Origin of the sequence: Desulfuromonas sp. TF, assembly GCF_000472285.1 — a bacterium.
Taxonomy (GTDB): domain Bacteria; phylum Desulfobacterota; class Desulfuromonadia; order Desulfuromonadales; family ATBO01; genus ATBO01.
On sequence record NZ_KI421428.1, the window covers coordinates 287,434 to 295,946 of the forward strand.

17 protein-coding genes are annotated in these 8,513 nt (G+C 56.3%); all 17 read left to right on the forward strand.

Annotated features, from left to right (window positions below):
• Positions 1-37 precede the first annotated feature (37 nt).
• The 17 genes from rplN (at position 38) to rpsD (ending at position 8,456) form a co-directional block, all read left to right on the forward strand.
• Entirely contained in the window at positions 38-406 is a 369-nt protein-coding gene (gene rplN, locus DTF_RS0120920) for a 50S ribosomal protein L14 (protein WP_027716905.1), read from the forward strand.
• A 24-nt stretch (positions 407-430) separates the two neighbouring features.
• Entirely contained in the window at positions 431-760 is a 330-nt protein-coding gene (gene rplX / locus DTF_RS0120925) for a 50S ribosomal protein L24 (protein WP_027716906.1), read from the forward strand.
• Between the two features lie 12 nt (positions 761-772).
• Complete coding sequence (gene rplE, locus DTF_RS0120930; RefSeq protein ID WP_027716907.1) at positions 773-1,312, forward strand: 50S ribosomal protein L5; 540 nt, start codon at positions 773-775, stop codon at positions 1,310-1,312.
• Between the two features lie 30 nt (positions 1,313-1,342).
• Entirely contained in the window at positions 1,343-1,528 is a 186-nt protein-coding gene (locus DTF_RS27635) for a type Z 30S ribosomal protein S14 (protein ID WP_081703127.1), read from the forward strand.
• A gap of 21 nt (positions 1,529-1,549) precedes the next feature.
• A complete protein-coding gene (rpsH, locus tag DTF_RS0120935; protein ID WP_027716908.1) occupies positions 1,550-1,948 on the forward strand; it encodes a 30S ribosomal protein S8 in 399 nt (132 codons plus the stop codon).
• A gap of 27 nt (positions 1,949-1,975) precedes the next feature.
• Positions 1,976-2,512, forward strand: coding sequence for a 50S ribosomal protein L6 (gene rplF, locus DTF_RS0120940; RefSeq protein ID WP_027716909.1), 537 nt, complete (start codon positions 1,976-1,978; stop codon positions 2,510-2,512).
• A 26-nt stretch (positions 2,513-2,538) separates the two neighbouring features.
• Entirely contained in the window at positions 2,539-2,907 is a 369-nt protein-coding gene (rplR, locus tag DTF_RS0120945) for a 50S ribosomal protein L18 (RefSeq protein ID WP_027716910.1), read from the forward strand.
• Between the two features lie 15 nt (positions 2,908-2,922).
• Positions 2,923-3,414, forward strand: coding sequence for a 30S ribosomal protein S5 (gene rpsE, locus DTF_RS0120950; RefSeq protein WP_027716911.1), 492 nt, complete (start codon positions 2,923-2,925; stop codon positions 3,412-3,414).
• Between the two features lie 24 nt (positions 3,415-3,438).
• Entirely contained in the window at positions 3,439-3,618 is a 180-nt protein-coding gene (gene rpmD / locus DTF_RS0120955) for a 50S ribosomal protein L30 (protein ID WP_027716912.1), read from the forward strand.
• Positions 3,619-3,636: 18 nt separating this feature from the next.
• Entirely contained in the window at positions 3,637-4,077 is a 441-nt protein-coding gene (gene rplO / locus DTF_RS0120960; RefSeq protein WP_027716913.1) for a 50S ribosomal protein L15, read from the forward strand.
• 1 nt (position 4,078) lies between these two features.
• Positions 4,079-5,389: a preprotein translocase subunit SecY gene (secY, locus tag DTF_RS0120965; RefSeq protein WP_027716914.1), complete on the forward strand. Its 1,311-nt coding sequence runs from the start codon at positions 4,079-4,081 to the stop codon at positions 5,387-5,389.
• Between the two features lie 18 nt (positions 5,390-5,407).
• On the forward strand, positions 5,408-6,055 hold the full coding sequence (locus DTF_RS0120970) for an adenylate kinase (RefSeq protein ID WP_027716915.1): 648 nt from the start codon (positions 5,408-5,410) through the stop codon (positions 6,053-6,055).
• Between the two features lies 1 nt (position 6,056).
• Positions 6,057-6,803, forward strand: coding sequence for a type I methionyl aminopeptidase (gene map / locus DTF_RS0120975; protein WP_027716916.1), 747 nt, complete (start codon positions 6,057-6,059; stop codon positions 6,801-6,803).
• 92 nt (positions 6,804-6,895) lie between these two features.
• Positions 6,896-7,009, forward strand: coding sequence for a 50S ribosomal protein L36 (gene rpmJ / locus DTF_RS0120980; protein WP_027716917.1), 114 nt, complete (start codon positions 6,896-6,898; stop codon positions 7,007-7,009).
• A gap of 21 nt (positions 7,010-7,030) precedes the next feature.
• Positions 7,031-7,399, forward strand: coding sequence for a 30S ribosomal protein S13 (gene rpsM / locus DTF_RS0120985; protein ID WP_027716918.1), 369 nt, complete (start codon positions 7,031-7,033; stop codon positions 7,397-7,399).
• A gap of 11 nt (positions 7,400-7,410) precedes the next feature.
• A complete protein-coding gene (gene rpsK, locus DTF_RS0120990) occupies positions 7,411-7,806 on the forward strand; it encodes a 30S ribosomal protein S11 (RefSeq protein ID WP_027716919.1) in 396 nt (131 codons plus the stop codon).
• A gap of 20 nt (positions 7,807-7,826) precedes the next feature.
• Positions 7,827-8,456, forward strand: a complete 630-nt coding sequence (gene rpsD, locus DTF_RS0120995; RefSeq protein WP_027716920.1) for a 30S ribosomal protein S4 — start codon at positions 7,827-7,829, stop codon at positions 8,454-8,456.
• Positions 8,457-8,513 lie beyond the last annotated feature (57 nt).

An 8,513-nucleotide genomic window follows, 5' to 3' on the forward strand; every position in this document is an offset into this window, starting at 1 on the left:
CATTGAAAAGAACGTAACCGTTTAGGAGATACAAGTCATGATTCAGATGCAGACGATGCTTGATGTCGCAGACAACTCCGGAGCCCGGAAACTCTGCTGTATCAAGGTGCTCGGTGGCTCCAAGCGAAAGTACGCCGGCCTTGGTGACATCATCATCTGCTCCGTCAAGGAGGCCATGCCCAATTCCAAGGTGAAGAAGGGCGATGTGGTGCGCGCCGTTATCGTCAGAACGGCCAAGGAGGTGCCCCGCCCCGACGGAACGTACATCCGTTTCGACAAAAACTCCGCCGTGGTGGTCACCGCCGCCGGGGAGCCTGTCGGGACCCGGATCTTCGGACCTGTCGCCCGCGAACTTCGCGCTCGCCGTTTCATGAAGATCGTGTCGCTGGCGCCCGAGGTCCTTTAATCATAGTCATTGGGAGATAAGAACATGGCGGCAAAAAAACTTCATGTCAAAAAAAATGACGTGGTGATGGTTATAGCCGGCAAGGCAAAGGGCAAGTCGGGGAAGGTCACCAAGGTTTTTCCTGAAAAGGGACGGATTGTGGTCGAGAACCTCAATGTGGTGAAGCGACATTCCCGGCCTACCCGCGCCAACTCGGAAGGAGGCATCATTGAGAAGGAGGCCCCCCTGGCCGCCTCCAATGTCCTGCTGCTGTGCGGCTCCTGCAACAAGCCGACCCGTACCGGAGTCCGGACGCTGGAGGACGGCAGCAAGGCCCGCTTCTGCAAGAAATGCAACGAGATCCTGGACAAATAACGGAGAATTTCCATGGCCAGACTTAAAGAAACATACCGGGCCGAGTTGGCTCCCCAACTCATGAAGGACCTGCAGCTTAAAAACGTGATGGAGGTTCCCCGGGTGGAGAAGGTCACCATCAATATGGGCCTCGGGGAGGCCATTCAGAATATCAAGGTGCTGGAATCGGCCGTGGAGGAGCTTGGGAAAATAACCGGTCAGAAGGCCGTGATTACCAAGGCGAAGAATTCCATCGCGAGCTTCAAACTCAGAGAAGGCATGCCCATTGGTTGCATGGTCACCCTGCGCCGGAACCGTGCCTATGAGTTTCTGGACCGTCTGATCAATGTCGCTCTTCCCCGCGTGCGTGACTTCAAGGGGATCTCGCCGAAGGCTTTCGACGGCCGCGGCAATTACACCCTGGGGATCCGGGAGCAGCTCATTTTTCCGGAAATCGATCTCGACAAGATCGACAAGGTCAAGGGACTGAATGTGACGATCGTCACCTCGGCCAGGACCGATGAAGAAGGGCGCGCCCTTTTGGCTGCACTCGGAATGCCGTTCAGAAAATAGACAGAGTCGGAAGGATAGCGGAGGAGAACTGTGGCAAAGAAATCTATGATGATCAAGGCGACGCGTCCGATGAAGTTCGGAGTCAGGGAGTACAATCGCTGTCCCCTCTGTGGTCGTCCCCGTGCCTACTACCGTAAGTTTAACATGTGTCGGATCTGCCTGCGCAAACTTGCGTCGGAAGGAAAACTTCCCGGCGTGATTAAGTCAAGCTGGTAAAGAGAAAGAGGAGCTGCATCCATGGCAATGACTGATCCTATCGCGGACATGCTGACTCGCATCCGCAATGCGGGGCTGGCGAAGCACCAGAAGCTGGACATCCCGTCGTCCAACCTCAAAGTGGCACTGGCCACGGTGCTGAAGGATCTCGGCTATATCAAGAATTTCAAGACCGTTAGCGACGATAAGCAGGGCGTGCTGCGGATCTATCTTAAATTCGATAATGATAACCAGCACGTGATCCACGAAATCAAGCGGGTGTCGACTCCCGGACGGCGCATCTATGTAGGCAAGGATGAAATACCCATGGTCAAGAACGGCCTTGGGTGTGCTATCCTCTCGACCTCGAAGGGGCTTTTGCCCGATGCGGCAGCCCGTGAGGCGCAGTTGGGCGGAGAAGTTCTCTGCACCCTATGGTAAGGATCCCTGCTGAAGGAGTTTAAAACGATGTCAAGAATCGGGAAAAAGCCCATTGCGATCCCCTCCGGGGTCAAAGTGGCCCTGACTGGAACGACCATCAGCGTGCAGGGACCCAAAGGGAATTTAAGCCGGGTGCTGACCGACCAGGTCAATATCGCCGTCGAGGCTGATAAGGTGCTCGTTCAGCCAATGGGCAACGGCACCGGTACAGCTCTGCAAGGATTAACCCGCACTCTCGTGGCCAACATGGTGGAAGGCGTCACCAAGGGATTTGAGAGGGTGCTGGAGATCAACGGTGTCGGTTACCGTGCTGAGCTCAAAGGTGAAGTTCTGAACCTTGCCCTGGGCTATTCGCATCCGGTTGAGTATCCTCTGCCCAAGGGGATCAGTGCCGAGGTGGAGAAGCAGACCAAGATCACCGTCAAGGGGATCGATAAGGAACTCGTTGGAGCCACTGCGGCCAAGATCCGCTCCTTCCGCGAGCCTGAGCCCTACAAAGGCAAAGGGATCAAGTTTGCTGGTGAACGGATTGTCCGCAAGGCGGGCAAAACCGGTAAGAAATAAGTGAATGATCGCCAAGGAGAATGACTGTGAGTGTCGCAAAAGCTAGGCGTGAGGCGCGCGTAAAGCGGCAGGTGCGGGTTCGGCGCAAGGTGCGCGGGTCCGGTGAATGCCCCCGGCTCTGTGTTTTCCGCAGCGCCAAACACATATATGCCCAGATTATAGAGGATGGCACCGGCAGGACTCTTGTCGCCACCTCGACCATCGCCAAAGAAGTGGCTGAAGGACAGAAGTATACTGGCAATGTGGATGCCGCCAAGGCGGTCGGGGCTGCTATCGCAAAAAAAGCCCTGGAACAGAACATCAAGCAGGTGGTCTTTGACCGCAACGGTTTCCTGTATCACGGCCGCGTGAAGGCTCTTGCCGACGCTGCCCGTGAAGCCGGCCTTGCTTTTTAGGTAAAGGAGGAGTCTTTGCTTCGCTTCGATCCCAATCAGTTGGACTTGACCGACCGGGTTATCCATATCAATCGTTGTGCCAAGGTCGTCAAAGGTGGCCGCCGTTTCAGCTTTTCCGCTCTGGTGGTGGTTGGCGACGGGCAGGGTCATGTCGGATACGGTCTCGGTAAGGCCAAGGAGGTCCCCGAGGCGATTCGCAAGGGGGTGGAGCAGGCCAAGAAGAACCTGATCCGTGTCCCCCTCAAAGGGCGCACCATTCCTTTCGATGTGGTGGGCAAATTCGGGGCCGGCAAGGTTTTGTTGAAATCCGCCTCTGAAGGTACCGGTGTTATTGCCGGCGGAGCGGCGCGCGCCGTTCTCGAGGTTGCTGGAGTAGGGGATATCCTCTCGAAATGCCTCGGGTCCAACAATCCGCACAACGTGGTAAAGGCGACCGTCAACGCTCTTTCTCAGCTCAAGAGCGCCGAAGAGATCATGGCGCGCCGCGGTCTCAGCGTTGCCGAGTAGGAAAGCGCCGTTAAGGAGAAGGTCATGGCCGGACAAATCAAGGTTACACTGAAGAAAAGCGGCATCGGCCGCAATGAATATTTTACCCGGGTGCTCAAAGGCTTGCGCCTGACCAGGCTCAACAAGACCGTGGTTCTTCCGGACACTCCGGAGATTCGCGGGATGGTGCGCAAAGTTGCCCATATGGTTTCAGTCGAGGACTGATCAGTAAGGAATAGAGACATGGATCTGAGCAATTTAAAACCGGCAATCGGTTCGACCAAAAACAGAAAGCGCATCGGTCGCGGCGCTGGCTCCGGCACCGGCAAGACCGCCGGCAAGGGGCATAAAGGTCAGAACGCCCGAAGCGGCGGCGGCATCAAAGCCGGCTTCGAAGGCGGCCAGATGCCCCTGCAGCGACGTCTGCCCAAGCGTGGGTTCACCTCTCTCAACAAGAAAGTCTATGCCTTGGTCAACCTGCACGACCTTGAACTGTTCGAAGCCGGCAGTGTCGTCGATATGGCGGCTCTCGGGCAGGCTGGGCTGGTCAAGAAGGTGGGCGACGGCATCAAGATTCTGGGTGACGGCGAACTCACCAAGGCCCTGACGGTCAAAGCCCATAAATTCAGCAAGTCGGCCCAGGAACGCATTGAGGCGGCCGGCGGTAAAGCCGAGGTCATCTAAGGTGTTTGCGAGCATCCAGAATATCTTCAATATCCCTGAACTGCGTCGCCGAATCCTCTTCACGCTCGGTATGCTCGCAGTTTATCGGGTCGGCTGTCACATCCCGACTCCCGGTGTCGACGCTCAGGTCCTAGCCAAGTTTTTCGAGGGGACCCAAGGGACCCTGCTCGGTCTGGTCAGCGCCTTTACGGGCGGTGCTCTTGAGCGCATGACGGTGTTTGCCCTGGGGATCATGCCGTACATCAGCGCCTCCATTATCCTGCAGCTGCTGACCGTGGTTTTCGAGCCGGTCGAGCGTATGGCGAAGGAGGGCGAACAGGGGCGCAAGACGATCACCAAATGGACCCGCTATGGCACCATTGTGCTGGCGGTCATTCAGGGCGCCGGCATTGCCGTCGGACTTCAGACCATGCGTGGTCCCGCCGGTGAACTGGTCGTTCCGGACCAGGGATTCGGATTCATTATTCTGACCGTGATCACTCTTACCGCCGGAACCGCATTCATCATGTGGCTGGGAGAGCAGATCACCGAGCGCGGAATAGGCAACGGCATTTCCCTGATCATTTTTGCCGGTATCGTCGCCATGGTTCCGTCGGCCCTGGTCAATTCGATTCGCCTGCTGCAGACCGGCGCTCTGTCTCCGGTGGTGATGCTCTTCATCCTTCTACTCATGGTCGCGGTTATCGCCGCCATCATTTTTATGGAGCGGGGTCAACGACGGGTTCCAATTCACTATGCCAAGCGGGTTGTAGGGATGCGCAACTACGGCGGGCAGACCAGCCACCTTCCTCTCAAGATCAATATGAGTGGGGTTATCCCGCCGATCTTCGCCAGTTCCATCATCATGTTCCCTGCGACGGTGGCCAATCTGGTCGATATCCCATGGGTTCAGACGGTAGCCTCCATGATGGTACCCACCCATTGGCTGTACAACGTTTTTTTCGTTGCATTTATCGTCTTCTTCTGCTACTTCTACACGGCTATCACCTTCAACCCTGTCGATGTTGCAGATAATGTCAAAAAGCAGGGTGGGTATATTCCTGGGATCCGTCCGGGCAAGGCAACGGCCGAGTACCTCGATACCGTCCTCAGTCGCCTCACTTTTGCCGGGGCCATCTACGTATCTCTCGTCTGCGTGTTGCCTACGATCATGATCGGTCAGTTCAATGTCCCGTTTTATTTCGGCGGGACATCGTTGCTCATTGTGGTTGGGGTAGGCCTCGATACCGCTTCACAAATCGAAGCACACCTGATTTCCCGTTCGTACGAGGGATTCATGCAAGGCGTCACCCTCAAGGGTCGTCACGGATAGGAAGATAAGGAATAAGCGATGAAACTCATTCTCCTTGGCCCTCCCGGCGCTGGAAAGGGTACTCAGGCGAAGATGCTGACCGAGCGATTCGATATTCCGCAGATCTCAACCGGTGATATTCTGCGAGCTGCGGTCAAGGATCGGACTCCCATGGGAGTCAAAGCCAAGTCCTTTATGGATGCGGGGGGGCTGGTTCCGGATGACGTCGTTATCGGGATCGTTCGGGAACGTCTGCAGAATCAGGACTGCGCCGCAGGGTTCATTCTCGACGGCTTTCCCCGGACCGTTGCCCAAGCCGATGCTCTCAAGGAAACTCTTCACTCCCTGGGCAAGGATCTGGACGCGGTGATTTCCCTTGAGGTCGATACCGAGGCTCTGGTGGAGCGCCTTACTGGGCGGCGCACCTGCCGGGAATGCGGCCAGGGGTACCATGTAAAGTTCGATCCTCCCCGGGAAGCAGGACGATGTGACGCTTGTGGCGGCGAACTGTTTCAGCGAGATGATGACAGCGAAGAGACGATCCGCAAACGGCTAGAAGTCTATCATGCCCAGACCTCGCCGCTGGCCGCGTACTATCGCAATGAAGATCTCCTCCTTCCCGTTGACGGTATGCAGGAGATCGGTACGGTCCAGGAGAAAATCCTGAGCCATCTTCAGGCCGCTTGAGGTGATTGTCTTAAAGTCCCGCGCCGAGATTGAGCAGATGCGGGTGGCCGGCAGGATGGTTGCCGAAATCCTCCAGCTTCTTCGGGAGAAAGTGGCGCCGGGAGTCACCACCGGAGAACTTGACCGGCTGGCGGAATCTGAATGCAGAAAACGCAAGGCACAACCGGCTTTCAAGGGATACGGCGGATTCCCTTTTACGATTTGCGCTTCGCCGAACGAGCAGGTCGTCCATGGCTTTGCCGACGAAATGCCCCTGAAAGAGGGGGACATTCTGAGTATCGACTTCGGGGTGGTCTATGGAGGGTTTTACGGTGATTCCGCTATCACCATCCCTGTCGGCAGGATAGATCAGGAGAAAAGCCTGCTGCTGCAGGTGACCGAACGATCTCTGGAACTGGGCATTGCCGCCGCCGTCGCGGGCAACCGTCTCTCTGACATATCGCATGCGGTGCAATCCTATGTCGAGGGGGAAGGATTCAGTGTCGTGCGGGAATTCGTCGGACACGGCATCGGGCGCCAACTGCATGAAGCCCCCCAGATTCCAAACTTCGGTCCCCCCGGACAGGGTCCAAGGCTCAAGGCCGGAATGACGCTGGCCATCGAGCCGATGATCAATGCCGGTGCTTCCGGGGTAAAGATCCTTGACGACGGCTGGACGGCCGTTACTATCGATGGTAGGCCTTCGGCTCATTTCGAGCACACGGTGGCGATTACGGAAGAAGGGCCGCAGATTCTCACAGCGGTCTAACAGTTTGCCAGACTGGCTGGCATGGATTTAGCCAGAGGCTGGTTTTTTGTATTTAAGATAGTAGCTATTCGCAACGAGTAAAGGAACGAGTTATGAAAGTTCGCGCTTCGGTCAAGACCATCTGCGACAAATGCAAGGTTATCAAACGCAAGGGAATCGTCAGAGTCATCTGCGAGAATCCTAAACATAAGCAGAGACAGGGTTAACGGGATTAGGAGGATAAGACATTGGCACGTATAGCTGGTATTGACTTACCGAGAAATAAACGGATCGAGGTGGCTCTCACCTATATTTACGGTCTCGGACGCTCCGCATCCCGGGAGATTCTTGCCAAGGCCGGGGTGGACCTTGATACCCGTTCAGATAATCTGACCGAGGCGGAAGTCGCCAAGATCCGTGAGATTCTTGACCGGGAACATAAAGTCGAGGGCGATCTGCGACGCGAGATTTCCACCAATATTAAACGACTCATGGATCTTGGCTGCTATCGTGGCCTGCGCCATCGCCGGGGTCTTCCCGTGCGGGGACAGAAAACAAAAACCAATGCCCGCACCCGAAAGGGTCCTCGTAAGACCGTGGCTGGCAAGAAGAAATAATTGGAGGAATGATGGCTAAGCCAGGCAAGAAAGTAGTCAGAAAAAAGGTCGAAAAGAAGAACATCTCTGCCGGAGTGGCCCACATTCAGGCGACCTTCAACAACACCATAGTGACCATTACGGATGTCGTCGGCAATGTGATCTCCTGGGCCACCGCAGGCGGTCAAGGGTTCAAGGGCTCCCGTAAGAGCACCCCGTTCGCTGCCCAGATGGCTGCTGAAATGGCTGCCAAGAAGGCTCAGGAGCACGGCATGCGCAATGTCGAGGTCCGGGTCAAGGGCCCCGGTGCCGGGCGCGAATCCGCCCTGCGAGCCATCTCGGCAGCCGGCCTCAACATCACGCTGATCAAGGACGTTACGCCCATTCCCCATAATGGATGCCGTCCCCCCAAGCGCAGAAGAGTCTAACGATATAAGGAGGACGAACGTTGGCTAGATACACTGGACCCGTCTGCCGCCTGTGCAGAAGGGAAAATATGAAGCTGTTCCTCAAAGGGGACAGGTGCCATACTGATAAATGCGCCGTCGAGCGCCGCAATTATGCTCCCGGTCAGCACGGACAGGGGCGAATCAAAGTATCCGATTACGGTACGCAGCTGCGAGAGAAACAGCGGGTAAAGCGGACCTACGGACTGCTTGAGCGCCAGTTCCGCTCCTATTTCTCCGAGGCCGACCGGATGAAGGGAGTCACCGGCGAGAACCTGCTTATCCTTCTCGAGCGCCGTCTCGATAGCATGGTCTATCGCCTCGGCTTCGCTACCTCGCGCAATGAGGCACGTCTGCTGGTACGTCAGGGACATTTTTTGATCAATGGACGCAAGGTCAACATTCCCTCCTTCCTGGTGAGGGTAGGTGATGTGATCGAACTCCGTGAAAAGAGCCGTCAGGTCGCCAGGGTCAACGAGGCTCTTGATGGTGTCATGCGCCGTGGCGTCGCATCCTGGGTCGAGCTGGACAGGGTCGCTTTCAAGGGAACGGTCAAGACCCTGCCGGTACGTGAAGAGATGACTACTCCGGTCTTCCAGGAGCGGCTCATCGTCGAGCTCTACTCCAAGTAACCCTGGGCGCCAGCCGCTGTAACCTCAATACGGAGGATACGAATGTACAAAAACTGG